The organism is Pseudoalteromonas sp. SG45-2 (genome assembly GCF_014164115.1).
GTDB classification, from domain to species: Bacteria; Pseudomonadota; Gammaproteobacteria; order Enterobacterales; family Alteromonadaceae; genus Pseudoalteromonas; species Pseudoalteromonas distincta.
On record NZ_JACJEO010000012.1, the window covers coordinates 14,545 to 40,752 of the forward strand.

Annotated in this window: 21 protein-coding genes and 1 tRNA gene; 18 read left to right on the top strand and 4 right to left on the bottom strand. The window is 39.3% G+C overall.

The window, feature by feature from the left end; translation table 11 throughout:
- Positions 1 to 53: 53 nt before the first annotated feature.
- From guaA to rimI, 4 genes are all read left to right on the top strand, one after another.
- Positions 54 to 1,631, top strand: coding sequence for a glutamine-hydrolyzing GMP synthase (gene guaA, locus H5116_RS10270; RefSeq protein ID WP_002958782.1), 1,578 nt, complete (start codon positions 54 to 56; stop codon positions 1,629 to 1,631).
- A gap of 155 nt (positions 1,632 to 1,786) precedes the next feature.
- Positions 1,787 to 1,863 (top strand) — tRNA-Trp (locus H5116_RS10275).
- A gap of 64 nt (positions 1,864 to 1,927) precedes the next feature.
- Positions 1,928 to 2,233, top strand: a complete 306-nt coding sequence (locus H5116_RS10280) for a hypothetical protein (RefSeq protein ID WP_182716075.1) — start codon at positions 1,928 to 1,930, stop codon at positions 2,231 to 2,233.
- Positions 2,220 to 2,687, top strand: coding sequence for a ribosomal protein S18-alanine N-acetyltransferase (rimI, locus tag H5116_RS10285; protein WP_182694287.1), 468 nt, complete (start codon positions 2,220 to 2,222; stop codon positions 2,685 to 2,687). Before H5116_RS10280 ends, rimI begins: the two co-directional genes overlap by 14 nt.
- 73 nt (positions 2,688 to 2,760) lie before the next feature.
- Here rimI and H5116_RS10290 read toward each other — a convergent pair whose 3' ends face one another.
- Complete coding sequence (locus tag H5116_RS10290) at positions 2,761 to 5,427, bottom strand: ATP-binding protein (protein WP_182716076.1); 2,667 nt, start codon at positions 5,425 to 5,427, stop codon at positions 2,761 to 2,763.
- Between the two features lie 242 nt (positions 5,428 to 5,669).
- Here H5116_RS10290 and H5116_RS10295 point away from each other — a divergent pair, with 242 nt between their 5' ends.
- The 5 genes from H5116_RS10295 (at position 5,670) to H5116_RS10315 (ending at position 11,378) form a co-directional block, all read left to right on the top strand.
- A complete protein-coding gene (locus H5116_RS10295) occupies positions 5,670 to 5,873 on the top strand; it encodes a multidrug transporter (protein WP_310735991.1) in 204 nt (67 codons plus the stop codon).
- 292 nt (positions 5,874 to 6,165) lie between these two features.
- Complete coding sequence (gene prfC / locus H5116_RS10300) at positions 6,166 to 7,755, top strand: peptide chain release factor 3 (RefSeq protein ID WP_002958776.1); 1,590 nt, start codon at positions 6,166 to 6,168, stop codon at positions 7,753 to 7,755.
- Between the two features lie 60 nt (positions 7,756 to 7,815).
- Positions 7,816 to 9,558, top strand: a complete 1,743-nt coding sequence (gene argS, locus H5116_RS10305) for an arginine--tRNA ligase (protein WP_182716078.1) — start codon at positions 7,816 to 7,818, stop codon at positions 9,556 to 9,558.
- A 392-nt stretch (positions 9,559 to 9,950) separates the two neighbouring features.
- The gene (pdxH, locus tag H5116_RS10310) at positions 9,951 to 10,589 is read left to right on the top strand and encodes a pyridoxamine 5'-phosphate oxidase (RefSeq protein ID WP_096793607.1); all 639 of its coding nucleotides are present in this window, start codon (positions 9,951 to 9,953) and stop codon (positions 10,587 to 10,589) included.
- A 21-nt stretch (positions 10,590 to 10,610) separates the two neighbouring features.
- Complete coding sequence (locus H5116_RS10315; RefSeq protein WP_182716079.1) at positions 10,611 to 11,378, top strand: TatD family hydrolase; 768 nt, start codon at positions 10,611 to 10,613, stop codon at positions 11,376 to 11,378.
- Here the strand turns inward: H5116_RS10315 and H5116_RS10320 are convergent.
- Positions 11,345 to 11,965, bottom strand: a complete 621-nt coding sequence (locus H5116_RS10320; RefSeq protein WP_002958772.1) for an AhpA/YtjB family protein — start codon at positions 11,963 to 11,965, stop codon at positions 11,345 to 11,347. The two genes, H5116_RS10315 and H5116_RS10320, sit on opposite strands and share 34 nt — an antisense overlap.
- Positions 11,966 to 12,117: 152 nt before the next feature.
- On the opposite strand from H5116_RS10320, the gene serB reads away from it, so the two are divergent.
- Complete coding sequence (gene serB / locus H5116_RS10325) at positions 12,118 to 13,146, top strand: phosphoserine phosphatase SerB (RefSeq protein WP_182716080.1); 1,029 nt, start codon at positions 12,118 to 12,120, stop codon at positions 13,144 to 13,146.
- A 20-nt stretch (positions 13,147 to 13,166) separates the two neighbouring features.
- Here the strand turns inward: serB and H5116_RS10330 are convergent, their stop codons facing one another.
- Positions 13,167 to 15,644 (bottom strand): PilZ domain-containing protein, encoded by a 2,478-nt coding sequence (locus H5116_RS10330; protein ID WP_024596075.1) that lies wholly within the window; start codon positions 15,642 to 15,644, stop codon positions 13,167 to 13,169.
- A gap of 364 nt (positions 15,645 to 16,008) precedes the next feature.
- Here H5116_RS10330 and radA point away from each other — a divergent pair, with 364 nt between their 5' ends.
- Both radA and H5116_RS10340 read left to right on the top strand, forming a co-directional pair.
- Positions 16,009 to 17,394, top strand: a complete 1,386-nt coding sequence (radA, locus tag H5116_RS10335; protein ID WP_182197388.1) for a DNA repair protein RadA — start codon at positions 16,009 to 16,011, stop codon at positions 17,392 to 17,394.
- A gap of 75 nt (positions 17,395 to 17,469) precedes the next feature.
- The gene (locus tag H5116_RS10340) at positions 17,470 to 18,402 is read left to right on the top strand and encodes a hypothetical protein (protein WP_002958768.1); all 933 of its coding nucleotides are present in this window, start codon (positions 17,470 to 17,472) and stop codon (positions 18,400 to 18,402) included.
- A 53-nt stretch (positions 18,403 to 18,455) separates the two neighbouring features.
- Here the strand turns inward: H5116_RS10340 and argE are convergent, their stop codons facing one another.
- On the bottom strand, positions 18,456 to 19,604 hold the full coding sequence (argE, locus tag H5116_RS10345) for an acetylornithine deacetylase (protein ID WP_182716081.1): 1,149 nt from the start codon (positions 19,602 to 19,604) through the stop codon (positions 18,456 to 18,458).
- Between the two features lie 224 nt (positions 19,605 to 19,828).
- Here argE and argC point away from each other — a divergent pair, with 224 nt between their 5' ends.
- The 6 genes from argC (at position 19,829) to H5116_RS10375 (ending at position 26,116) form a co-directional block, all read left to right on the top strand.
- Positions 19,829 to 20,839 (top strand): N-acetyl-gamma-glutamyl-phosphate reductase, encoded by a 1,011-nt coding sequence (gene argC, locus H5116_RS10350; RefSeq protein ID WP_182716082.1) that lies wholly within the window; start codon positions 19,829 to 19,831, stop codon positions 20,837 to 20,839.
- Entirely contained in the window at positions 20,840 to 21,607 is a 768-nt protein-coding gene (argB, locus tag H5116_RS10355; protein WP_182716083.1) for an acetylglutamate kinase, read from the top strand.
- A gap of 7 nt (positions 21,608 to 21,614) precedes the next feature.
- On the top strand, positions 21,615 to 22,547 hold the full coding sequence (locus H5116_RS10360) for an ornithine carbamoyltransferase (protein ID WP_002958764.1): 933 nt from the start codon (positions 21,615 to 21,617) through the stop codon (positions 22,545 to 22,547).
- Positions 22,544 to 23,746: an argininosuccinate synthase gene (locus tag H5116_RS10365; protein WP_007377844.1), complete on the top strand. Its 1,203-nt coding sequence runs from the start codon at positions 22,544 to 22,546 to the stop codon at positions 23,744 to 23,746. The genes H5116_RS10360 and H5116_RS10365 overlap by 4 nt, the downstream gene beginning before the upstream one ends.
- 51 nt (positions 23,747 to 23,797) lie before the next feature.
- Positions 23,798 to 25,663, top strand: a complete 1,866-nt coding sequence (gene argH / locus H5116_RS10370) for an argininosuccinate lyase (RefSeq protein ID WP_149602222.1) — start codon at positions 23,798 to 23,800, stop codon at positions 25,661 to 25,663.
- 258 nt (positions 25,664 to 25,921) lie between these two features.
- Positions 25,922 to 26,116, top strand: a complete 195-nt coding sequence (locus H5116_RS10375; protein WP_101164309.1) for a hypothetical protein — start codon at positions 25,922 to 25,924, stop codon at positions 26,114 to 26,116.
- Positions 26,117 to 26,208 lie beyond the last annotated feature (92 nt).

The window sequence follows — 26,208 nt, forward strand, 5'->3', positions numbered from 1 at the left end:
TAGTCGTTTACATTAACAAACGGCATTTAGCATCAGACTTTACGAGATACTCCATGAGCAAAGATATTCACGATTCACGAATTCTCATTTTAGACTTTGGTTCACAATACACTCAATTAATCGCCCGTCGTGTGCGTGAAATTGGTGTTTACTGTGAACTTTGGGCATGGGATGTGACTGAAGAGCAAATCCGCGAGTTCAACCCACAAGGTATTATTCTTTCTGGTGGTCCAGAATCAACAACACTTGAAAACAGCCCGCGCGCTCCTGAGTATGTATTTAATGCAGGCGTGCCTGTGCTAGGTATTTGCTACGGTATGCAAACAATGGCAGCTCAACTTGGTGGAAGTGTACACAGCTCTGATAAAAAAGAGTTTGGCTACGCACAAGTTGAAAAAGTAGGCAGCTGTGCATTATTTGATGCAATTGAAGACCATATTACTGATGGCGGCAACGGCATACTTGACGTATGGATGAGTCATGGCGATAAAGTAATGGACATTCCAGCTGATTTTACAACAACAGCTAAAACATCTACTTGTCCACATGCTGCAATGTCTAACGAAGAAAAGCGTTTTTACGGCGTACAATTTCACCCAGAAGTAACGCATACTCATCAAGGGTTACGTTTGCTTGAGCGTTTCGCTATTGATATTTGTGGCTGTGAAAAATTATGGACTCCTGCAAAAATCATTGATGATGCTATTGAGCGTATTAAAGAAACTGTAGGTGATGACGAAGTTATTTTAGGTCTATCTGGTGGTGTTGATTCATCAGTTGTGGCTATGCTTATTCACCGTGCAATTGGCGCAAAGCTAACATGTGTATTTGTTGACAATGGTTTACTTCGTTTAAACGAAGGTCAGCAAGTTATGGACATGTTTGGTAATAAATTTGGCTTAAACATTGTTAAAGTTGAAGCTGAAGAGCAGTTTTTAAATGATTTAGCTGGTAAATCAGACCCAGAAGATAAACGTAAAGCCATTGGTCACACGTTTATTAATGTATTTGATGAGCAAGCCAAAAAGCTTAAAAATGCGAAATGGTTAGCGCAAGGTACAATTTATCCTGACGTTATTGAATCTGCGGCATCTGCCACAGGTAAAGCGCATGTTATTAAATCTCACCACAATGTGGGCGGATTACCAGATGACATGAAAATGGGCCTTGTTGAGCCATTGCGTGAATTATTCAAAGATGAAGTGCGTAAAATTGGTCTAGAACTTGGTTTACCGTACGACATGCTTTACCGTCATCCTTTCCCTGGACCAGGCTTAGGTGTACGTGTACTTGGCGAAATCAAAAAAGAGTACTGTGATTTACTACGCCGCGCAGATGCGATTTTCATCGAAGAGCTACACAAAGCTGAGCTTTACCATAAAGTAAGCCAAGCGTTTACTGTATTCTTACCAGTTAAATCGGTAGGGGTTATGGGCGATGCACGTAAGTACGATTGGGTTGTATCACTTCGTTGTGTAGAAACAATCGACTTTATGACAGCACGCTGGTCACATTTACCATATGAGTTTTTAGGTGTGGTTTCAAACCGTATCATTAACGAAATTGATGGTATTTCTCGTGTTGTTTACGATATTTCAGGTAAACCACCTGCAACTATCGAATGGGAATAATTAATTTTAGTTTTAATTAACTAATTTTAAGTGATTAAAAAACGGCGAATTAGCATGCTAATTCGCCGTTTTGTTTATTTAAAAAGCAGTTGAACTAAAAGAGTGATTTTTCTCTTTACCTTTGGCGAAACTTCTCTATAATTCGTCGTCATTGCAGGGGCGTAGTTCCAATTGGTAGAACAGCGGTCTCCAAAACCGATGGTTGGGAGTTCGAATCTCTCCGCCCCTGCCATTTCTTCTTTACATCGTTTTTATTACTTCTTATATTGTTCAAATGTCTAATCTACTGAGTTGTTATGCATCCACGTTACGCAGCTATTTTTGATATAGAAAATCTTGAACTCAATCAGCATTATTGTTCTCAAACAAATGACCAAGCAGATACTTTATCGCAAAGCACGACAGCTAGTTCTTTAACGATAAATGGGCAACTATTTGCAGACATTAAGCTCAGTGCAGGGGCTATTATTATAAATAGCGTTGTACAGGGTAGTGAGATGCAATTAAACGACAATCAGCTTACATTGCCAACCCCACAGCTCAACGCCTCTGAGAAGCGTGCTTTATGGGCTTTAATGAGTGAACACCTTGATAAACTTTAAATCAGTAGATGAAACTGCAATACCTCAATTAATGACCATCGAAACAGCATGTCATAGCCATCCGTGGACTTTAAATACAATGAGTTCATGTATAGGCGGGCGCTATTTTAATGTTGCCGCATTTGATGAGGTGAGCATGATTGGTTTTTATATTGGTGAAAAAGCAGGGCCTGATTTTACGCTTATGGATATTTGTGTAACACCAAGCCACCAGGGTAAGGGTATTGCAAGGCAGTTGTTAGCTCAGTTTATTGAATATGGTGAACAGCAAAATGCTGAAAACCTCTTTTTAGAAGTACGCGAATCTAATACGCGGGCTATTGCGCTATACGAGAACGCTGGCTTTACAGAGATGTCAGTGCGTAAAAACTACTATCCAAGTGATAATCCGGCCAAAAATGGCTTTGAAGACGCTATTTTAATGGGCATGGCATTAGGTTTAAACTTTTCATAATTAAAGTCGGTGGTTAGCGTTTTAAGCATAGAGCACTAACGCACCGAACTTGTACTATTTTGTAAGTTTTCTTTTAGGTTACTTTGCCACTAATTGCTTGCTCAATGGCTGCTATTAATTTATTTACCAGCTCGTCTCTTGGCACTTTATTGTTACTTTTTAAATTTTCTTCAAGTGCCGCAGCGCTGTGATAAATTTCATCAAAATTAAAGCACCCAGAACTACCTTTAATACTGTGCGCTATACTTCTTAATGCTTCCCAGTCATTACAATGTTGCAGAGTTTTAACTTCTTCTAAATAAGTAGGTAAGTTGGCTAAATAGTTATCAGTAATTTGCTGAAACTTTTCGCTTTTTAATAAGCTGTCCCACTTATTTTGATTATCCTTTTCAAGATGTAGGTAGCTTACGAGTACATTTTCCAGAGCATCTTTATCAATGGGTTTAGCGAGTGCTTTGTTGCAGCCAGCTTCTAGGTAAGTGCCTATATCGTGGTTCATTACATTAGCAGTAAGGGCAATAATGGGGCCATCGTATGCTGCATGACGAAGCATTTTAGTCGCTTCTAATCCGCCCATTACAGGCATTTGCATATCCATTATAATAAGCTGATAGTCATTAACGAGTGCCATTTCTACAGCTTGTGCGCCATTACTAGCAATATCGGGTTCAAGGCCCCAAGTTTGCAGTAATAATTTAATTAATAGTTGGTTATCAGGGTTATCCTCAGCGACTAAAATATTAGCCTCAAAGTTATTGGTCGCAAACGATAAGAGAGGGTCTTTCTCTGGTATTAACTGGCTTTCTTGCGTTAAAAACTCAAGCATTGGTTGATCATCAGATAACTGACACGACACCCTAATTGTAAAGCGGCTACCAACGCCAACTTCACTTTCAAGCGTTACATCGCCACCAAGTAACAGTGCTAAATTTTTAGAAATACACAACCCAAGGCCTGTACCACCAAAACGACGTGTGGTTGTGGCATCGGCTTGCTCAAACGGTTTAAACACACGCTCTATTTGATGCTCAGACATACCAATGCCGGTATCTTTAATTACAAATTCTAGCTTTTGACTTGCTTGTAAATAATGCACGCAAATAGACACACTGCCATTTTCGGTAAATTTAACAGCGTTATTTGCAATATTTATAAGTATTTGTTTTAAGCGGGTCACATCACTATAAATGGTGCGAGGTAGCGGCAGTTGGTAATTAATATTAAGGGTTAATTGTTTTTCTTGTGCCAGTGGTTGAATAATTGATTCAATGTCATGCACAAGCTGCACTACGTTTAACGCAGACAAATCGACAGCTAGCTTTTCAGCTTCAATTTTAGATAAGTCGAGTATATTATTTATTAACTCTAGTAAGTGTTTTGAATTACGTAAAATAGTGCTTAGATGTTGTTTGTCGTTGGCTACTTTGTCGTTGTGGAGTAATTGCTCTGTAAAGCCCATAATAGCCGTAAGTGGCGTTCGTATTTCGTGACTCATATTAGCTAAAAAACGACTTTTAAGCTGATTAGCTTGCTCGGCTTGGCCAATTGCAAGCTCTAGTTGGCTGTTCATGGCTTCAAGTGCTTTAGTACGACTTTCTACTTTATCTTCAAGGTGGTGTTTATATTCTTCAAGCTGCTGCTGGTAGTGTCTAATTTGATTAACCATGTGGTTAAAGTCGTTAAACAAAACACCCACTTCGTCATTTGTATGAGCTGGTAAGTGCACCGACAAATCGCCATCACCAACACGGTGGCTTGCAGCACCCAGTAATTCAATTGGATTAAGTAGTAAATTACGTACCACTATAAAAATTAATATTGGCAGGGTGATTATCGAAATAATAACAATTAAGCCTGTTATTAGGCTTATGGCTTTACCAGATTGATAAAGCACACCTTTGGGAATGGTTGAAACGTAATAATATCCACCGGGCATTTGTACGGCAAAAATCATTCGCTCTATTTTATCTATGCTTGAGAGTTCAATGGTAGAAAGCATGCCTATATCGGCAAGATCATGTACTTGGTTAAGTTCATATTCGCTTATGTATTGGCCGCGCATGTTGTAGTCGGAGCTAAATAAAATTTTCCCGTCTTTGGTCAACATTAAATTAAGTGTGTTGTTATATGGCGCTTCTAAAATACTGGAGTTGAGTATTGAAGGCTCAATATGTATTACAATAAAACCAAGCTGCTGTGGACGTTTCAAGTAGTAATCAACGCTGTCAATTCGTTGAATGAAATATAAGCTCGTGGTGCCATCGTCCTTTTGAATCATAAATTGCTGTGTACTTAAATTACTTTGCAATACTCGATTAAAAAATGGATAGCTTTTAGGCGCTGTTGTTAGGTTATTAGAGTAGTAGGCATCACTTTTCCCACTTGCTGAAACTAAATTAATGCTAATTATATCTGGATAAGCTTCGCTGTAACTGGCAAATACATCCATAAGCGCGCCAAGTTTTCGGGTGTAATTACCGTTGGCGCTAATATCGTTTGCTAAAAAGTCACTAAGTACTGGCGAATTTGAAAGTAGTTTTGCAGTAGAGTGAAAAGAGTCGATATAGTTGAATATTTTTTGCTGTTGTTGCTCAACAAAACGGCTCATTATTAAATCAGCTTGTTTTTGTGTTGAATTAGTGACATTGGTGAGCGTAAAGCCACCTAAAAATAGCAGTGGCAGAATAACAAGAGGTGTTATATACCATAATAATCTTATACTTAACTTACTGGTTTTCATGACCAAACGACTTATCCTCCATGCAATCTGCCAATAATATGCGTTACGACCTGATTACACAAGCTTATAGCGGTCTTGGTGGCTAAATTACAATCATTAGTTGCATGATCTTTAGCTCTTTTTTTCTGTTTAAGTTATATAAATTTAACAAATTACACTGAATAATATTAATTCAGTGTTTAAAAACTTACATAGTTTTACATCTTTTAAAGTCAATAACTAAAGTTGATGCATTGCCAGGCGTGACATTAAAAGGACACGTTGACAGTCTAAGTCCAGCAAGTGGTGTAAGTTACTCCACTATTGGTGAGCATAATGCAACAGGCAACTTTACTAAAATAGCGCAGCGCCTACCGGTAAAGATTAGTTTAGATGCTAAGCAGCCTTTACTTAGTCAACTACGTGTTGGAATGTCGGTTGTACCTACTATTGATGTTGTTAAGTAACTACTCATTTTTATTTAAACGATCTACGAGCAAATTGTAGGTCGTTTAAATATCGCTTGCTGTACACATTTATTTTAAAGCTAAGATATTTTTAAGTAGATAGCACACTTTTATACCGACTCCTGTTACAATTGCCATTATTAAAAAATCAACTATTGACGCTTTATTATCAGCTGTTTGCAACGTGAAAATCAGCGAGAATAGTAGTTAATTACGATCAACATAACGGGTTTACTCGCAGACGCTTATTAAAATGCATTCAACCCCGCATATAAACTAAAAGAATTTATCAATGGCAGACCAGACTATTATCAATGAAATCAGCAAGCGAAGGACCTTTGCTATCATCTCTCACCCGGATGCTGGTAAAACAACGATTACCGAAAAAGTATTGTTATTCGGACAAGCTATTCAAAGAGCTGGTACTGTAAAAGGTCGCGGCTCTAACCAGCATGCTAAATCTGACTGGATGGAAATGGAAAAAGAGCGTGGTATATCAGTTACTACGTCTGTAATGCAATTTCCATATAACGACGCACTTGTTAATTTACTTGATACGCCAGGACACGAAGATTTCTCTGAAGATACGTACCGTACATTAACAGCAGTAGATTCGTGCTTAATGGTTATTGATGCGGCTAAAGGTGTAGAAGACCGTACCCGTAAGCTAATGGAAGTTACACGCCTGCGTACCACACCTATTGTTACGTTTATGAACAAATGTGACCGTGATATTCGCGACCCAATGGAAGTGCTGGACGAAGTTGAAACAGAGCTAAATATTGCCTGTGCACCCATTACTTGGCCAATTGGTTGTGGTAAAGAATTCAAAGGTGTTTATCACATTCATAATGATGAAGCTGTTTTATATAAAACGGGTCAAGGTCATAAAATTCAAGATGTTCGCACAATTAAAGGCCTTGATAATCCAGAGTTAGATATTGCCATTGGTGAAGACTTAGCTGCGCAGTTACGCGATGAGCTTGAGCTTGTTATTGGTGCGTCCAACGAATTTGATTTAGATCTGTTTTTAGCCGGTGAGCTTTCGCCAGTTTATTACGGTACCGCACTTGGTAACTTTGGTGTTGATCACGTGTTAGATGGTTTAACTAAGTGGGCGCCAACGCCATTACCACGTGAAACCGAAGATAGACTAATTGTTGCAACTGAAGAAAACTTTACCGGGTTTGTATTTAAAATTCAGGCCAACATGGACCCTAAACACCGTGACCGTATTGCATTTATGCGTATTGTATCGGGTAAGTACAGCCAAGGCATGAAAATGAATCACGTGCGAATTGGCAAGCAAGTGAGCATTTCTGATGCGGTAACCTTTATGGCGGGCGATCGTGAACGTGCCGCAGATGCTTTCGCTGGCGACATTATTGGCTTGCATAACCACGGTACAATTCAAATTGGTGATACGTTCACGCAAGGCGAAAAACTTAAATTTAGTGGTATTCCTAACTTCGCCCCTGAACTATTTCGTCGTATTCGCCTTCGCGATCCGCTTAAGCAAAAGCAATTGTTAAAAGGTTTAGTACAGCTTTCTGAAGAAGGTGCTGTACAGGTATTTAGACCACTTATTAATAACGACTTAATAGTAGGCGCGGTAGGCGTACTTCAGTTTGATGTGGTTGTAGCGCGTTTAAAAGCAGAATATAACGTTGATGCTATTTATGAAGGCGTAAACGTGAATACGGCACGCTGGGTAAGCAGTGATGACGTTAAAAAGTTTGAAGAATTTAAACGTAAATGCGAAAGCAATTTAGCACTCGATGGCGGTGATAACTTAACTTACATTGCGCCGAGCCGTGTAAACCTTAACTTATCGGTCGAGCGTTACCCAGAAGTAACGTTTAGCCATACACGCGAAAACTAGAGCTCATTTACAAGAATTAAAAGAAAACCTGCTTTGGCGGGTTTATAAAGGTAAAAAAATATGAATATTCGTACTATTTTAATTGAAAAAGCCATTGCAGCTATGGTCGGTGCAGGCTTACCTGAAGACACAAACCCGGCAGTAACGCAAAGCACGCGTCCACAATTTGGTGATTACCAAATTAATGCAGCCATGGGCGCAGCTAAAAAAATGAAAAGCAATCCACGTGAGCTTGCACAAAAAATTATTGATAACCTTGATGTAAGCGATATTGCACAAAAGACTGAAATTGCGGGTCCTGGTTTTATTAATATCCATTTAAAGCCTGAGTTTTTAGCGCAAAGCGTTAAAGCGGCTAACAATGATGCAAAACTAGCTGTAAACGAGCACGCTAAGCCACAAAAAGTTGTTGTTGATTATTCATCACCAAACCTAGCTAAAGAAATGCACGTAGGTCATTTACGTTCAACTATTATTGGTGACTCAATTGTACGTGCGCTTGAATTTAGAGGCGATACGGTTGTACGTCAAAATCACATGGGTGATTGGGGTACGCAATTTGGTATGTTAATCGCGCATTTAGAAGATCAAATTAGCCAAGGCGTTGACTTAGATACTGTTGCGCTTGCTGATTTAGAAACTTTTTACCGCGATGCTAAAAAACGCTTTGACGACGAAGAAGGCTTTGCAGATAAAGCACGTGACTACGTTGTTAAATTACAAGGCGGCGATGCGCATTGTGAAAAACTTTGGAAACTATTTATAGCCACCTCAGTTAAACACTCTGAAGAAGTATACAAGCGTTTAAATGTAACGCTTACTCAAGCCGATATTATGGCTGAAAGCGCATACAACGCAGAGCTTAACGATATTATTAGCCTACTTAAAGATAAAAACATTGCCGTAGAGTCGCAAGGCGCGCAAGTGGTGTTTTTAGATGAGCTAGCTAATAAAGATGGCGAGCCATCAGCGTTTATCGTACAAAAATCTGGCGGTGGTTTTTTATATGCAACAACAGACTTAGCAGCATGTGACTATCGTTCAAACAAATTAGGTGCTGATCGCATCTTAATTTTTGTAGATGCACGTCAAAATCTACACTTTAACCAAGTAGAGCTAACAGCGCGTAAAGCTGGTTTATTAAGAGACGAAACAAGCTACGAGTTTTGCCCGTTTGGCACCATGATGGGCGCCGATAATAAACCATTTAAAACACGTACTGGCGGCACAGTAAAACTTGCTGATTTATTAGAAGAGTCAATTAACCGCGCAGCAGCAAAATTAGCTGAACGTGAGTCTGATTTAAGTGATAGCGATCGCAGCGAAATTGCCCGTAAAGTAGGTATTGGCGCAGTTAAATATGCCGACCTTTCTAAGCACCGTACCAGTGATTACATTTTTAACTGGGACAGCATGCTAAGTTTTGAAGGCGCAACCGCTCCTTACTTACAATATGCTTATACACGCGTACGCAGTATTTTCCGTAAGTCAGGCGTTGATGCTGCTACATTAAATTCAGACGTTGCAATTGTTGAGCCTCAAGAAAAAGCACTTGCACTTAAGCTACTACAGCTCGAAGAAGTACTTGATTTAATGATCAGCGAAGCAACACCGCACGTACTATGTGGTTACTTATACGAGCTTGCAAGCTTATACATGACATTTTACGAAGCCTGCCCAGTACTTAGAGAAGGCGTAGAGCCAAGCGTGCGCGATAGCCGTTTAGTGCTGTGTAATTTGGTTTCTAAAACATTAGAGACGGGGTTGGACTTACTTGGCATTGAAGTTATGGAGCAAATGTAATCACCGTCGTATTTTAACCTAATACTGCGTTACCCACCCCGACTTACCCTAATTACATACAAACCGTATGCTCATAGGGATAAGTCGGGTTGGACGCCTTGTCTTAGGCTAAACTACTTAGGTGAACCTTCTGCTGCGTGTAGTTCGCTTTAGCTGCGTTGGTAAAACTATTTAGCCTAAGTCACATACAAACCGTATGCTCCTTGGCATAAATAGTTTTACCGCCTTGCTAGCACTCCTACACTTGCAGATATATATTCTGGCACTGTAGGTTGGGTTGAGTGAAACGAAACCCAACACTAAACAAAACACTTTTATTTTTGCTCTTATAACGATTAATTGCCTGACCTCACTTACCCACATACGCTTAATAAACAGAGAAGGATTTGTTTATGAAACTCGAAGATATCCGTCGTGAATACCTGCAAGACGCGTTAAGCGAAGATAATTTGCAAGATGATCCGTTCAAGCAGTTTGAAACATGGCTTGAGCATGCGGTAGCAAGCAAACTACCCGATCCAACAGCAATGGTTGTAGCAACCGTTGATGAAACAGGTCAGCCTTCACAGCGCATTGTGCTTTTAAAGCATTTGGATGATAACGGCTTTGTGTTTTTTACCAATACCGGCTCGCGTAAAGCGCAAGAGCTTAAAGGCAATAATAAAATTTCCTTGCACTTTCCGTGGCATCACATGGAGCGCCAAGTTATTGTGTATGGCGAGGCTAAACCCTTACCGACTTCTGCTGTGGCAAAGTACTTTTTATCTCGTCCTAAAGAAAGCCAATTAGCTGCATGGGCGTCAGCGCAAAGTCGTCCGGTGTCATCACGTAAAGTACTCATGGAAACCTTTGCTAATATGAAAAATAAGTTTGCTAAAGGTGAAATTCCATTACCTGATTTTTGGGGCGGTTATTGTGTAGTGCCCACTAAAATTGAGTTTTGGCAAGGTGGGGCGCATCGTTTACATGATCGTTTTATGTATCAGCGCCAAGCAGATAACAGCTGGCAAATTACACGCTTAAACCCTTAATAAATAGATGAGTAAGTAACCGTGCAATTTATTGACTCTCATTGCCACCTCGATTTTAGTGAGTTTGATTCAAGTCGTGAATCGCTGATAAACGAGTGTGTAGCAAAGGGAGTGAATCAGTTTGTTGTACCGGGTATTACGCTTGCTCAATCGCATACTCTTATAGAGCTCAAAGCAACCTATCCAAGTATAAAAATAGCGGCAGGGCTGCACCCTTATTTTTTAAAACAGCATGAAGAATCGCACATAGAAGCATTATTCGAGTTTGCAACTACAAATAAGCATCAGTTAGTGGCCATTGGTGAGTGTGGGCTTGATAGAAGCATTGAAAACCTCTCTAAACAAACTTATTTATTTGAACAGCAAATAGGGCTTTCTAATGAGCTAAGCTTACCGCTCATTGTACATCATAGGCAAAGCCATGATTTAATTGCGCAAGCGTTTAAACGTTGTAAGCCAAAAAATGGGGGAGTGATTCATGCATTTTCAGGTTCAATCCAACAAGCGAAGTATTATATCAAACAGGGCTTTAAGCTTGGCGTAGGCGGTGTTATTACCTATCAACGTGCAGTTAAAACCCGTGCTGTTATTGCCGCTATTGAGCCCGAGCACTTAGTGCTTGAAACAGATTCACCTTCAATGCCTTTAAGTGGCTACCAAGGGGAGGTTAACACGCCATTGCATCTACCTGATGTGTTTGACGCACTATGTGATTTAAAGCCACACAGCGAAAAAGAGACGCTTGCAAAGCAACTTTATGATTCTTGTTCAGATGTTTTTTGCATATAACGATTTACTTGCCAGCGCTTTAATCCACGGCCTAACTGCCACGTAAAAATACAAGCAATCACTAGCATTAGTAAAACCTGCCTGCCTAAGTCATGAAAATGATTATGGCTGTCGGATATTGCAGCGCGAGTTAAATAAGTAATAGATACAAAACCTATAGGGCGGTCATCATCGCTTATAACAGGTTCCATAAAAGGTGTTTTTAACTTACTTATTCCGGGGGTAGAATCAGAAAGTTGACCATAAACATGATGCGACTGCCAATTGTCGCTACTGGCTAATAAAATACCCTGTTGATCGTAAATAGTGGCCGAAAGCACGAACTCATCTTTACTTATATCGTTACAAATCGCATTGAGCTGGGGTTTGTTTTTTTCGATTAAAGGTGTTTTAACATTTAAAGCCATAAACTGAGTGAGGCTTTTGGCGGTGCTGTCGGCGCTATCGTAAAGTAACTGGTGGCTCTGAAAACTACTATTAACACCCACCCAGCTTAGTAATACAAAACAGCCAGCCGCAAGAATTAAGCGAACGAGTCGCTTTCTTTGGGATGCGCTTATAGGGTTTTTAATATGGTTATTTTTCATAGTCACCGTTTATGCTACTGACAGCATTTTGATTTGATGTTACAACTACACTAACTATAACCTTAAACCCCACCTGATGGCGAATTTAGTGTTGAGAATAGCAGTTTTGAGATGCCAACTATCAGGAAAATAAAAATAAACACGGAGATCCCATGTCGCAAATCAACATGGCACAGCAAGCTGCTGAGCAACCATTACAACACTTAACTCTAAATAAATGGTTTAGCTATAGTGGTGGTGTATCTACACCTCTCGATTATATTCCAAACAAAGCATTAGGGTTATTTAGCATCGCATTTGCGGGTGATTTTGAAGAAAAACACATTGCCAATATTGTTGACTTTTTAGCGACACATAACCAAAACATCACCGCTATATGCCAATACCAACCTGATTTAGGGCTTGCACCAGCACTGTGTTTTTACGCGCAAAATGCAGATAAAACTATAAACCCGTTAGTACTACAAGAATTTTCAAACACGCTTGATTGTCAATTAGTGCAAGTTACTATGCCGCCTAATTTATATGAGCCTGGTTTATTGGTTATGGATATGGATTCAACTGCAATAACTATTGAGTGCATAGACGAAATAGCACGCCTTGCGAACGTATACGATGAAGTTGCCTCTGTAACTGCACTTGCAATGGCGGGTAAACTTGATTTTAGTGAGAGTTTATATCAGCGTGTAGCTAAGCTTGAAGGTATTGAAAAAAGCTTAATTGAAGAACTGAAAAGTACATTACCATTAATGCCTGGCATTAAAATGCTGTGCCAAATTTTAAAGCAACATAACTGGTATTTGGCGATTGCCTCAGGTGGTTTTGTGCCTTTTGCAGAGCGTGTACAAGAGCTGATTAATTTAGATGAAGTGCACGCTAATGTGCTCGAATTTAAAAACGACAAGCTAACAGGTAAAGTGCTGGGTACGATTGTCGATGCGCAGCAAAAAGCGGTCGTTTTAGAGGTGCTTCAGCAAAAGCTAGGGCTTAAAAAAGCACAAACTGTAGCTATTGGGGATGGCGCAAACGATTTAGTAATGATGGCAAAAGCTGGCCTAGGTGTGGCCGTACATGGTAAGCCTAAAGTGGTTGAGCAAGCACAAGCGGCTATTTGTGAAGGGTCATTATTGCAATTGTTGTATATGTTGGCTATTCCGTTAGAAAAACAACCAACACTTTAAAATAAATTAAGTTAAACCGCTTAACGTAAGCGGTTTAACCAAATTAGCTTACGGCGGCTCATTTGTGCTACTTGCTCTTTTTTTAGTTCTAAATGGCTTAGCGCTTCTTCAGTTATATCTACTACATCACCTACACCAGCTACGGCCCATAAGGCTTCTTCTAAATCTTTAGCTTTGTGCATTGCGTACTGACTTACGTATTTTAGCTCATTAGAAAGATAATCAGTATCGGGGCGACCTGTACGCGATATATACAAACGCATTACGAATATAAGTTGCGATGTAATACCTTTACTAATTTGTTTATAAAAGCTTGAGTAGTCTTCACCTAAAGCGCATTGGCTAACAATAGCCTCTTCAATACTGCCTTTTCGAGGATCGAAGTTAATAGCAAGTGTAAAAGCAAGCGGTGCATCTTGGCGGCTGCGATCTTTAATATTTGGTGTTATTACATTAATAATTTGCTCTTCGGTCAGAATGCTCGAAAAGTCAGTTTTGTTACTTAATAAACCAAAGTTTTGCAAAATCACGTGCATAGGGCTGGCATATAACCCATATCCAATTGCGCCGGTTTTAAAGTGTGCAGCTTCTTTGTGTAAATATAGCGGAAATTGGCAAACGCTTTTTGTAACCATATTTCTAAGTGCGGTAGATAAGCCTTCTACTTTAGGTGCTTCTTCAGATACTTTAAGTTTGTCTTTATTACCTTCTATTAGCTGAGTGAAAAAGGTCACGCCAGCATGGGGTAAATCAGCAATACGATTTGCTTTTAGGTTAATAGTAGTAAATGACTTACTGATGGCCATTACTTCGTACTTTAGTTCACTAAGCTTATGCTTTTTAGTTATTTTTTGAAGTTCAGGGAATGCTAAAAGTACTATATCGCCTTTTTTAAATGTGGCAGGTTGTTCGCACTCTAACTGCAAACCCATTACCGAAAAGTCACGTGTATAGCCGTTAAATACTTCATCATTAATAGTGACACTAACTGGTGTTTTATAAAGATAGCGCTTATGCGAGCGTAAATTTACGTATTCAAGTGGCACAATATCTAAGTAGGGTGGTGTTTTGTGTTTTGCGTGGCCAAAGTGCTTAAGCTGATTTACTAATGCTTTATCAAAAGTAAGTTGTTTATAATTTGCTTGTTCAGCTTTATTGCCAATATTTGTAAGTACAACAATATACTTAACATCTTTTATAAGGCCTTTTACACGAGGTGAAGGTGGCTTATTTAATTTTTCTATATTTTCACCGGCACTATTAGGTAGTGAAAGCGGTATAAAAGAATCATCTGGATGACTTGGCATTACTTGTATTTTAAAGCACTGCCAGCTCTCTTTTTGGCTACCAAAACCTAAAAATAGATCACGTAATTTAGGGTTGTTATTTAACTCTGTACGCGTCGCTGAGTAGTAATAAATTTTACCTGATGATATATGTGTAAATGTATAGAGGTAATCTTCTTTTACTGCGGTAATTTGAGTTAGTAATTGTGTAATACGCTGATGATTAAGTATATTGTACAAACACGGTATTTTTCTTTCATCGGTAAAGTAGCGCTGAATAAAAATATTATTTTCAGTGGTAAGGCTAAGGCTTGGGTAATATTGCTCATCTTTTTTACTTAAAAACACATATAAAGACGTTACGCGAGGAATGTAGTACTGCTCATACCCCTTTGATACTACAGCATCGAGCGTATTATCTAGATTTACTTTATAACGACGCTTATTACCATGAATAAAACTTTCTAAAAAGTCATTAAAGGCATCGTTGTTTTCTATATAAGTGCGCTTTAAGCGGATGTGATTAAATTCACGAGAGATATTTTCTACTGCAACAACTTCGTATTGAATACCGTTTTTTAGGCCAAGTTCAAAGTCTTGCTCAAGGCCTACTAAGCGCATTGCGATGAGTTCGCCTTTTTTTATAGAGTAGCGCGTTGCAAGCTTAACTTTACAACCGCTTAAAGATATATCTGAGGTGCTAGCAGCAATGTTCTTTTTATCTTTGTAATCAATCGTTACTTTTATTGAGTAATTCATCCGTTCTTCACGGCGGCTCTCGTAAGAGGCAAACTTAATTACTTCAGTGTTTAAGTTATTTTCTAACTCTTGTAACTCTGATTTTTCGGCTGCTTGTTTTTGTAATACGCGGTGGTTATTTTCTGTATTCATTACGGCTTCGTAAACAGCTAAGGTGTATTCACCATGTTGTTTAAGCGCTTTTTCAAACACTTCAATGGCTGTGTCATCCATAAAGTGTTGCTTGCCGTTATGCTCATATGGTTTTACTTGGCCTGTCACTAATCCGCGAAGATCAACAAAACGTGCCACTGGCTGAGATAAACGCGACATTTCCATTTTCATTAAAAATTGCTCAGGTTTAGTTAACCCTGCGGTTTTTGATTTGAAAATTAGATCAAATTTAGCGTTGCCTAAATATGTTTTTAACTCATTCACGAGGTCTTCGTGTTTGAGCATTATGTCATCAGCCATTTATAAAACCATCACCGTCTAATTGAAAAAGTAGGTATACTGTTAAGTCCATTTATTAGAAGTTCAATAAACGTTAAATCGCGCTATGTTATTAATATAGGTACAATTATTTGAGTTACTACTGTTTAGCTCTTGTTATGTATGTGTTATTTGCCATTTTATTGGCAAGTTACTTTAAACTATTACAAAGCAAAAAGTATGCCCTAAATTATAGCTAAAAAGAAACACCATGTGTATTTATTGATTGTGACGCTAGATTTTTAAGCAGGCAAGAGTTTGTTGCTAAGTAAATGCCTGAAATGGCAAAATAAGCGCTTAATAGTAAGAATTTTTTTAATTTAAAGAATAGTAGGTAAAGTTATCAATGGCTAAAGCGGCAAAAGTAGAATTTGTTTGTACCGAATGTGGCATGAACTATCAACGTTGGCAGGGTCAATGTCGCTGCGGTGCGTGGAACACATTAGCGGAATTTAAACCTTCAGCAGGGCACAGTAAAAAAGCATCAATACGAGCAAGCGTTGGTGGTTATGCTGGTGGTGTTGGTGGTGGCTCTAAAAAAATCAATGATATTGCTACATCAGAGGCTGAAAAGCAGCTAACTGAAATCGGCGAGCTTGATCGCGTACTAAGCGGCGGGGTGACTACTGGCTCTGTTAATATAATTTCGGGCGATCCGGGGGCGGGTAAGACAACTTTGCTATCTGACCTAGTGGCGAGAATGTCACAGCGGATGCCGTCACTTTACTGTACGGCAGAAGAATCTTTATCGCAGTTTAAAAACAGAGTAAATCGTTTAAAATTAAACTATAACCCGGACGAGCTTTATTTACTTTCAGAAACGAGCGTTGAAACCATCATCGAAGAGCTCGAGAAAAATAAAATTAAGTTTGCTGTTATTGACTCTATTCAAGCTGTTGTAACCGATACGGCAAATGGTAGCCCAGGTTCGCCTTCGCAAGTAAAAAGCGCCGCCCAAGCATTAACTCAGTACTGTAAGCAAAATGACGTAACCATGTTCATTATTGCTCACGTAAATAAAAATAACGAAATAGCAGGCCCTCAAACACTTGTACATATTGTTGATGCGCTTTTACACATAGATACCAACGATGGGCAAATACGAACCCTTAGGGCAAATAAAAATCGCTTTGGTGATATTGATACTGTTGGCATTTTTAAAATGTGTGAACGTGGGATGTTAAGCGTTGATAATCCAAGTGAAATATTTTTATCGGGTTCAACCACCGACTCACCTGGCTCTACTATTACCTGTATTCGTAAAGGGAATCGTAATTTATTGCTTGAGATTCAATGTTTAACTACCGAAACAGAAGCTGAATTTCCGCAGCGTGTTTGTGTTGGTTTAAATATGAATCGTATAAAAATGCTGACCGGTATATTACGTAAGCATACTAAAACTAAAATATTTCACGATACGTTTTTTAATATTGTGGGTGGTTTAAGAATTGATGAGACAGAAACCTGCATCGATTTAGCATTAGTAACCGCGTTACTTAGCAGTTTAAACGAATTTGTTGTACCTCGTACCACGTGTATTATGGGAGAACTTAGCTTAAACGGCGATGTACGCCCAATAGACAGTGGTGTACCGCGTGTTAAAGAGGCTGCACAACATGGTTTTACAGAAATATATATTCCATTTCGCAATTACCATAAATCGATGGAAGGGCTAGGCGCTAAAATTACCCCTGTAAAAACCGTACATGAGTTACTTAGTTTGATTAATTAACACTTATCGGTGATGTTCTTCAGTGTTACTCTTAAGTTGAGACACTTTATAGAAAGAATTAAATAAGGAAATGACATGAAAAAATTAGTTATAGTTGCAGCTCTTGTGGCCGCAGGCGTGGGTGGTGTTAGTTACGCAAACTACGTAGCAACTCAAGAAGTGCGTGCAGAAGTAGATAAGCAACTTGCTTTAGTAAGCGAGCAAACTGGCGCTACATTTAAATACGCTGGTTTATCGGCAAGTGTTATTTCAAAGAGTGTAGAAATAACAAACATGGAAGTAATAAGCCCTGAAGGTGACAATGTTGCTAATATTCAAAGCATTGAAATAACTGGCTACGAGCCGGATAAAATATCACCACATACATCATTTGATGTAAAAAGCTTTCAGTTTGATAAAAGCTTCGTATCAAAATTACCAGCTGATACAAACGAAATGTTAGCGTCGGCAAGTTACGACTTACATTCATCACTTGATTACGATGAAGAGTCTGGCAATAGTGATGTAGTAGTTAAGCTTGATGCAAAAGACATTGTTAGTTTTAATATGGATATGGGTTTAGCTAATTCAAAAGCGTTAATGGATGCTTCATTGGCTATTAGCAAGGCGCAGCAAGAAGCGGGTGATCAACCGCTGACGTATGAGCAAGAATTACAGCAGCAAACACTTGTTATGCAAGCAATGAGTAAATTAGAGCCGCGTAATGTTAGCTTTGCCTTAAATAACCAGGGTAAATTAAAAGATTTACTCTCAAGCGAGCTTGAAAAGCAAGGTATGACGCTTGAGCAAATGGAAATGACGCTAGAGCAACAGTTACAACAAGCTCCTGTAACTGAAGATATTGCAGAGGCTTTAACCAGCTTTGCGAAAGGTTTAAATTCATTCAGTGTGTCTGCAAAGCTACCTGAAGGTAAAACTATGATGGAAATTAACCAACAAGTTATGATGCTAGTAGGGCAACCTGAAGAGCTAGTTAAGTTTATTAACTTAGAAGTTAAAGGTGATTAGGCCTTAGTTCTGTATTAATAAAGGCGCCAATTGGCGCCTTTATTGTAATCTTATTAGCTAAAGCAATTTGCTTTTATAAGATCAGTGATTATTTGTTGTGATGGTTTTATTTTTTCCATCGCTAAAAATTCATCAGGCTGGTGTGCTTGGTTAATTGAGCCTGGGCCCATTACAATCGTTTCACAACCGAGTTGCTGGATAAACGGCGCTTCAGTGCAGTAATTTACTGCGACCGCTTTTTGCCCCGCTATTTTTTCAGCCATTTTTACTAAAGCACTGTCGGTGCTCCCACTAAATGCCGGTATTGGTTCATGTAAATCAATAACGCTCACCGCATTTGGGTATTGCTGATTTATCTCTTTCGTTGCATCGAGTACTAATGCTTGTAGTTCTTGTACACTTAAACCTGGTAATGGGCGCATATCTATATGCATTTCACAGCAACCACAAATTCTATTCGCGTTATCGCCGCCATGAATATTACCTAAGTTTAATGTTGGATAAGGGATTTCGAAGTAGTTTATTGAATACTTATGCTTTAATTGTTCTTTTAAGATCATCAATTTTGTAATCACTTTATGCATTACTTCAATGGCGTTAAGACCACGTTCGGGATCGGAGCTATGCCCAGAGCGACCAACCACTCTTATTGCTGTACTCATATGGCCTTTGTGCATAAATACTGGAGTCATATCAGTAGGTTCGCCTATTATACAACGCGCAGGTTTTAAATTAGGGTGCTTACATATTTGTTGCGCACCAGCCATCGTAGTTTCTTCGTCGGCGGTGGCAAGAATTAAAATAGGCTGAGTTTGCTGCTTTTCATCAAGTTCACTAATCGCTTGTAATACAAAAGCAAAAAAGCCTTTCATATCAATACTTCCTAGCCCATACAATTTGTTATCGAGTTCGGTAAGTTTAAATGGATTATGATTCCAACGACTGTCATCAAAAGGCACTGTGTCGGTATGACCAGCTAGCATTAATCCGCCATCACCTTCTCCGCGTTTTGCTAATAAATTATAGCGCCCTTTACCTCCTTCTAATTCTATAATTTCACACGTAAAACCGATTGTTTCGCACCAACTGGCTAGGAGTTCAATTACGTTTTTATTGCTCATACACAGGTTGTCTTCAATCGCACTAATAGAAGGGGCTGCAATCAATTGTTGGTACATGGAAATAAACGAAGGCAAAGGCATAAAAAAATCCAAAATTATTATTCAATTTAATTGCATAACAATATAAAAGTATTTATGATGAATATCAATTCACTTTTTAAGCATAAATATATTAAAAGTAACGCCATGAAAATAATGCGACGATAATCAAAATTCATTAATAAAAAAGACTTAATTAGCGTCTAAGCTAGTTTAAGCGAACATTATAGATAAGTAGTAATTAATTTTAAGATAACGAGTAACAAATGAATGTAGTGATTATTGGCGCAAGCGGATACAGCGGCGCAGAGTTAGCAAGTTTAGTTGTTAAGCATCCAAACTTAACTTTAACAGGCTGTTATGTATCTGAGGGTAGCTTAGATAAAAATAAATTGCTAAGTGATTTATACCCAGAGCACCTTGGCTTACTAGATTGCCCTTTACTTCCTCTTAGCGTATCAGCTTTTGATGACATTCAAAGTGATGCTGATTACGTATGCTTATGTACCGATCACAAAGTAAGTGTTGATTTAGCGCCGCAATTTTTAGCTATGGGTAAAAAGGTATTTGATTTATCTGGTGGCTATCGTTTAGCAAGCAATGACGACTACGTTACTTACTATGGTTTTGAGCATCAACATCCAGAGCTTTTAAATGAAGCGGCTTACGGTCTAGCTGAGTGGAACCATGATGCTATCGCTAATGCAAAGCTAATTGCTGTTGCAGGTTGTTACCCAACAGCAGCGCTTAATGCGCTAAAACCGCTTAAGCAAGCAGGCTTATTAAGCAGCGAAAGTATTATTATTAATGCGGTTTCGGGCGTTACAGGCGCAGGGCGTAAAGCCAGTGTAGGAACACATTTTTGTGAAGTGTCGCTTGCACCTTATGGTTTGTTTAACCATCGCCACGGCCCTGAAATTGAACAACACCTTGGCCACAAAGTGTTGTTTACACCGCACTTAGGTAGCTTTCCGCGCGGTATTTTAGAAACTATTTATGTACAGCTTAAGCCAGGCGTTACCAAGGAAAACGTTGCATCGGCTTATCAAGTACTTTCGAGCGAGCCATTAATTCGTTTATTAGGCGATAAAGTACCTTCAATTAAAGGTGTAGCTAAGCAGCCATTTGTTGATATTGGTTGGCAGCAACAAGGAACGCAGTTAATTGTGATGTCTGCTATTGATAACTTATTAAAAGGCGCTGCTGGACAAGCTTTGCAGTGTATTAATATTTCTATGAATTTAGATCATACCACTGGATTAAAAGGAGCGTTTTAAATGAGTAAAAAAACGTGGGTAATTAAGCTAGGTGGTGCAGTACTTAATACAGAAAATGCAGCAAAAGCGTTGTTTGATGTATTAAATGAGCAAAAAAATGATGAATTTGTCATTGTACATGGCGGTGGCGCTTTAGTTGATACATGGTTAAAACAAGCGGGTTTTGCCAGTGCTAAACACCAAGGATTACGTATTAGCCCAGCAGAGCAAATGCCTTATATAGTGGGTGCACTCGCAGGTTGCGCTAATAAACAATTAATGACTCAAGCTATTAGTGCTGGGCACAAGCCTGTGGGCTTAAGCCTTTTTGAGGCAGGTGTTACTGCCACTCAAAAGCTAAAAGCGCTTTGCTTAGTGGGTAAATGTAAAAGCAACGACGATTCTATTGTTAATGATTTACTTAAAATCGGTCGCCTACCGATTGTTAGCTCTATAGGCTTTGATGAGCAAGGGCTTTGGTACAACGTAAATGCAGATGAAGCAGCAGCGGCTATTGCTAGTAACTTAAATGCTGAGCTTATTTTTATGACGGATGTTGAAGCAGTGCTTGACGAAAATAAACAGCCGTTACATCAACTTGACACAAAACACATTGATACTTTAATTACAAATGGAGTAATTGTGGGCGGGATGGAGGTCAAAGTTAAGACCAGCCTTCACGCTGCCCAACATTTACGACGCGGTGTGTATATTTCCAGCTGGCAAAAGCCAGAAAATTTAACTGCTCTGCTACAAGGCGAGCATGTCGGAACTAAGATTACACCATAGGTTTATTATGTTTGAGAATTTTTTAACGGGTTTAGAGTTAGACCAAGAAGGCGCACTTAATTTATTAAAGTTAGCGCAAGATATAAAAGCAAAACCAGAAAAATACAGCAATGTATTAGCGGGAAAATCAATCGTAACATTGTTTGAAAAACAAAGTTTACGTACTCGCTTATCGTTTGATATAGGTATTAACCGCCTTGGTGGCCATGCAGTTTATTTAGATCAGCAAAATGGCGCTATGGGTGCACGTGAATCAATTAAAGATTTCGCACTTAATATTTCTACTTGGGCCGATGGTATTGTTGCGCGCGTAAATCAGCACAGCACATTAACTACATTAGGTGAATACGCATCAGTACCGGTAGTAAATAGTTTGTGTGATTTATACCACCCATGCCAAGCTCTTGCTGATTTTTTAACGCTTCAAGAAGTTCACGGCGATGTGAGCGAGCTTAAAGTGGCTTACTTAGGTGAGGGCAACAATGTAACTCATTCATTAATGCTTTTAGCGGCAACGCTTGGCACTGATTTTGTTGCTGTAACGCCAAAAGGCAGCTCGCCTGATTCGCAAATCCTTAAAAAGGCAGAGCAAATAGCGGCAATGAATGGCGCATCAGTGATGGTAAGTGACCGTGTTGAAGCGGCTGTTGGTGCAAACGTTGTATATGCAGATACTTGGGTATCAATGGGTGATACAACACCGCTTGAGCAAGTTAAAGAAAAATATATGCCTTATCAATTAAATCAGGCATTGCTAGATCAAACAGGTGCAACTACGGTATTACATTGCCAACCGGCACACCGTGAATTTGAAATTACCTCTGAGGTAATGGATGGTCCAGCATCGAAAATTATTCAACAAGCAGAGAATCGCATGCACGCGCAAAATGCTTTGCTAGTTACATTACTAAATCCAAATTTTGTTAAGGAACACCTATGAGTTCAATTAAAAAAGTCGTTTTAGCCTATTCAGGTGGTCTTGATACATCGGCTATCGTGCCATGGTTAAAAGAAAACTACGGTTGTGAAGTTGTTGCGTTTGTAGCGGATGTAGGTCAAGGCGCAGAAGAACTTGAAGGCGTAGAAGCTAAAGCAATCGCTTCAGGTGCTTCAGAATGTTACGTAGTTGATTTAAAAGATGAAATGGTAAGTGATTACATTTATCCAACACTTAAAACGGGCTCGATTTACGAAGGTACTTATTTACTAGGTACGTCTATGGCGCGTCCTATTATTGCTAAAGCACAAGTTGAAATTGCACGTAAAGTAGGTGCTGATGCACTTTCTCATGGTTGTACTGGTAAAGGTAATGACCAAGTTCGTTTTGAATCATGTTTTGCAGCCCTTGCTCCAGATTTAAAAGTAATTGCGCCATGGCGTGAGTGGGACTTATCGAGTCGTGAATCATTACTTGATTACTTAGCAGAGCGTGACATTCCGTGTTCAGCATCAGCTACAAAAATTTATAGCCGTGATGCTAACGCTTGGCATATTTCGCACGAAGGTGGTGAGCTTGAAGATCCATGGTGCCAACCAACTGAGCAAGTATGGACTTGGACTAACTCTCCAGAGCAAGCACCAGATAAATCAGAACTAGTAACTTTAAAAGTTGTTGAAGGCGAAGTGGTTGCTGTAAATGGCGAAGAACTTAAACCATATGACTGTTTAGTTAAATTAAACGATATTGCATCGCCTCATGGCGTTGGACGTGTTGATATTGTAGAAAACCGTTTAGTAGGTATGAAGTCACGCGGTTGTTATGAAACACCAGGTGGCACAGTAATTATGGCTGCGCTTCAAGCCATTGACGAGCTAGTGCTTGATAAAGCAAGCCGTAAATGGAAAGAAGTACTAGGTGGTGAATTTTCACATTTAGTATACGACGGACGTTGGTTTACACCACTTAAAGATTCTATTTTAGCTGGTGCAGAAGCACTTTCTAAAGTGGCAACAGGTGAAGTGGTACTTAAGCTATATAAAGGTCAAGTAACTGCGGTTCAAAAGCAATCACCAAATAGCTTATACAGCGAAGCATTTGCTACATTTGGCGAAGATGATGTGTATGACCAGTCACACGCTGAAGGCTTTATTCGTTTATTCTCGCTTTCAAGCAGAATTTCAGCATTGGCTAAAAAGTAAATTATTTATAGCCCCTTATAAAAGGGGCATTACAGGGTTTGGAGAGATTTCATGGCATTATGGGGCGGACGTTTTTCTACGGGTCCAGATGAGGCGTTTAAGCAATTTAACGACTCTCTTCCCTTTGACTACCAGTTAGCAGAGCAAGATATTATTGGCTCTGTGGCATGGGCTGGTGCACTTGAACAGGTAAATGTACTTTCAAGTGATGAGCATACAAAATTAGTTGCTGCATTAAATGAGCTACTTGAAGAAGTTAAAGCTGATCCACAATCAGTTGCTACTTCGGGTGCAGAAGACATTCATTCACATGTTGAAGCTGCTCTAATTGAAAAAGTAGGTGATTTAGCTAAAAAATTACATACAGGCCGAAGCCGTAATGACCAAGTTGCCACCGATTTTAGACTATGGTGCCGTGATACAGCCGATCATTTACTAGATGCCATTGCACAGCTAAAAGGCGAGTTTGTAGCGCTTGCAGAGCGTGAGCTTGGCACAATATTACCAGGTTACACGCATTTACAGCGCGCACAACCAGTATTGTTTAGCCACTGGTGTATGGCGTATGTAGAAATGCTAGAGCGCGATGAAAGCCGCCTGCAAGATGCTAAAGCGCGCATGAATTTTTGCCCATTAGGCAGTGGTGCATTAGCAGGTACAGCTTATCCGATTGATCGCCAAGCATTAGCCCACGGATTAGGTTTTACAGCGGCTACAAAAAATAGCCTTGATGGCGTATCTGATCGTGACTTCGTGTTAGATCTTTTAAGTTGTGCGTCTATTTCGATGATTCACTTATCTCGTATGTCTGAAGATTTGATTTTTTATAATTCGGGTGAAGCCGGATTTATAGAGCTTGCTGATAACGTAACGTCAGGCTCATCGCTCATGCCTCAGAAAAAAAATCCTGATGCACTCGAGCTTATTCGCGGTAAAACTGGACGTGTATTTGGTGCATTTAGCGCTATGATGATGACATTAAAGGCACTGCCACTTGCATACAATAAAGATATGCAAGAAGACAAAGAAGGCCTGTTTGACGCTATGCCAACGTGGCTTGCATGTATTCATATGGCGCAAGCATGTATTAAAGGCGTAAAAGTAAATGGCGATAAAACGTTAGCAGCGGCAAAAGGCGGCCACGCTAATGCCACTGAACTTGCTGATTACTTAGTTGCTAAAGGTGTGCCATTTAGAGAAGGGCATCACATTGTGGGTGTACTTGTACAGCTTGCGATTAGCGAAGGTAAAACGCTTGAGGAGCTATCACTTGAACAGTACAAATCAGTAAACACTGTATTTGAAGACGATGTTTACCCAGTACTTGAAATTGATGCTTGTATAAAAGCGCGTCAAGCGCTTGGCGGAACGTCTATTGAGCAAGTAACTAACGCTGTTAAAGAAGCCAAAAAAAAACAGCAAATAACGGTACGTGATGCAAATTTAGATGATGTAGAGGCAATTGCCACACTTATACAGCACTGGGCAACGGTAGGCGAAAACCTGCCTCGTGCAAAAAGCGATATGGTGCACTCCATTAACGAGTTTGCCGTTACTGAAATAAATGGAAAAGTGTCAGGTTGTGCATCGTTATACATTTACGATACCGGCCTTGCTGAAATACGCTCATTGGGTATAGACCCAAAAAGTAAAGTGACGGGGCAGGGTAGACAGCTTGTAGAGCACCTACTTGCTAAAGCCAAAAAATTGGCACTTAACCGAGTTATTGTATTGACCCGTGTCCCCGATTTCTTTGAACAACAACGTTTTACTTTTTGTAGCAAAGACTCTTTGCCTGAAAAAGTAATGAAAGATTGTGAACTTTGCCTTCGTAAAGAAAATTGTGACGAAGTAGCAATGGAATATATTTTGAAGCTAAGTACACGTGCGGAGATCCCGTGTAAATACGTAGCTTAAACTCCCTGGATACAAAAAACGTACGGTTATCCCTGTGCGTTTTTTTATATTTGCAGCAAACTGGTCGGAGCTGTTTGGTTTGATTATATTTTTGAGTGAATTTTAATGCGTCAAAAAAAGTTGGCACATTGATTGCTAATTATTAGGTAGATAGCAAAATAGCTATCACTGCTTAAAACAGGTAATGCATTTATCTACATAATAATGTGGTTAAAAGTTGCACCAAATATAATTAAAACTTTTACAAGGATCAATCACATGCAAGTTTCAGCTAATAGCCAATTACAAATGCAAGCATACAACAAAACACAACAATTAAAGCCTGCAATGGAACAAACTGCTAGCCCTAAAACCCTGCAATCTGATACAGTGAGCTTTTCTCAAGAGGCTATTGCTGCAGCTGGTGCAGAATTACAGCGCGGTGGTGGTATGATACCTATAAAACCTAAGTGATTAATTAAGGTTATAAATGTTTTTAACTGAGTTTTTTGGCTTTTTTTCCCTTTCTGCATTTACAATGTGGGGGTTTTTAATGGCATTTTTTT

What these genes read in the sequence shown, in the direction of transcription:
- guaA (WP_002958782.1), top strand. Translation starts at nt 54, where the DNA reads ATGAGCAAAGATATTCACGATTCACGAATTCTCATTTTAGACTTTGGT.
- H5116_RS10280 (WP_182716075.1), top strand. Translation starts at nt 1,928, where the DNA reads ATGCATCCACGTTACGCAGCTATTTTTGATATAGAAAATCTTGAACTC.
- H5116_RS10290 (WP_182716076.1), bottom strand. Translation starts at nt 5,427, where the DNA reads ATGAAAACCAGTAAGTTAAGTATAAGATTATTATGGTATATAACACCT.
- prfC (WP_002958776.1), top strand. Translation starts at nt 6,166, where the DNA reads ATGGCAGACCAGACTATTATCAATGAAATCAGCAAGCGAAGGACCTTT.
- argS (WP_182716078.1), top strand. Translation starts at nt 7,816, where the DNA reads ATGAATATTCGTACTATTTTAATTGAAAAAGCCATTGCAGCTATGGTC.
- pdxH (WP_096793607.1), top strand. Translation starts at nt 9,951, where the DNA reads ATGAAACTCGAAGATATCCGTCGTGAATACCTGCAAGACGCGTTAAGC.
- H5116_RS10320 (WP_002958772.1), bottom strand. Translation starts at nt 11,965, where the DNA reads ATGAAAAATAACCATATTAAAAACCCTATAAGCGCATCCCAAAGAAAG.
- serB (WP_182716080.1), top strand. Translation starts at nt 12,118, where the DNA reads ATGTCGCAAATCAACATGGCACAGCAAGCTGCTGAGCAACCATTACAA.
- H5116_RS10330 (WP_024596075.1), bottom strand. Translation starts at nt 15,644, where the DNA reads ATGGCTGATGACATAATGCTCAAACACGAAGACCTCGTGAATGAGTTA.
- radA (WP_182197388.1), top strand. Translation starts at nt 16,009, where the DNA reads ATGGCTAAAGCGGCAAAAGTAGAATTTGTTTGTACCGAATGTGGCATG.
- H5116_RS10340 (WP_002958768.1), top strand. Translation starts at nt 17,470, where the DNA reads ATGAAAAAATTAGTTATAGTTGCAGCTCTTGTGGCCGCAGGCGTGGGT.
- argE (WP_182716081.1), bottom strand. Translation starts at nt 19,604, where the DNA reads ATGCCTTTGCCTTCGTTTATTTCCATGTACCAACAATTGATTGCAGCC.
- argC (WP_182716082.1), top strand. Translation starts at nt 19,829, where the DNA reads ATGAATGTAGTGATTATTGGCGCAAGCGGATACAGCGGCGCAGAGTTA.
- argB (WP_182716083.1), top strand. Translation starts at nt 20,840, where the DNA reads ATGAGTAAAAAAACGTGGGTAATTAAGCTAGGTGGTGCAGTACTTAAT.
- H5116_RS10360 (WP_002958764.1), top strand. Translation starts at nt 21,615, where the DNA reads ATGTTTGAGAATTTTTTAACGGGTTTAGAGTTAGACCAAGAAGGCGCA.
- H5116_RS10365 (WP_007377844.1), top strand. Translation starts at nt 22,544, where the DNA reads ATGAGTTCAATTAAAAAAGTCGTTTTAGCCTATTCAGGTGGTCTTGAT.
- argH (WP_149602222.1), top strand. Translation starts at nt 23,798, where the DNA reads ATGGCATTATGGGGCGGACGTTTTTCTACGGGTCCAGATGAGGCGTTT.
- H5116_RS10375 (WP_101164309.1), top strand. Translation starts at nt 25,922, where the DNA reads ATGCAAGTTTCAGCTAATAGCCAATTACAAATGCAAGCATACAACAAA.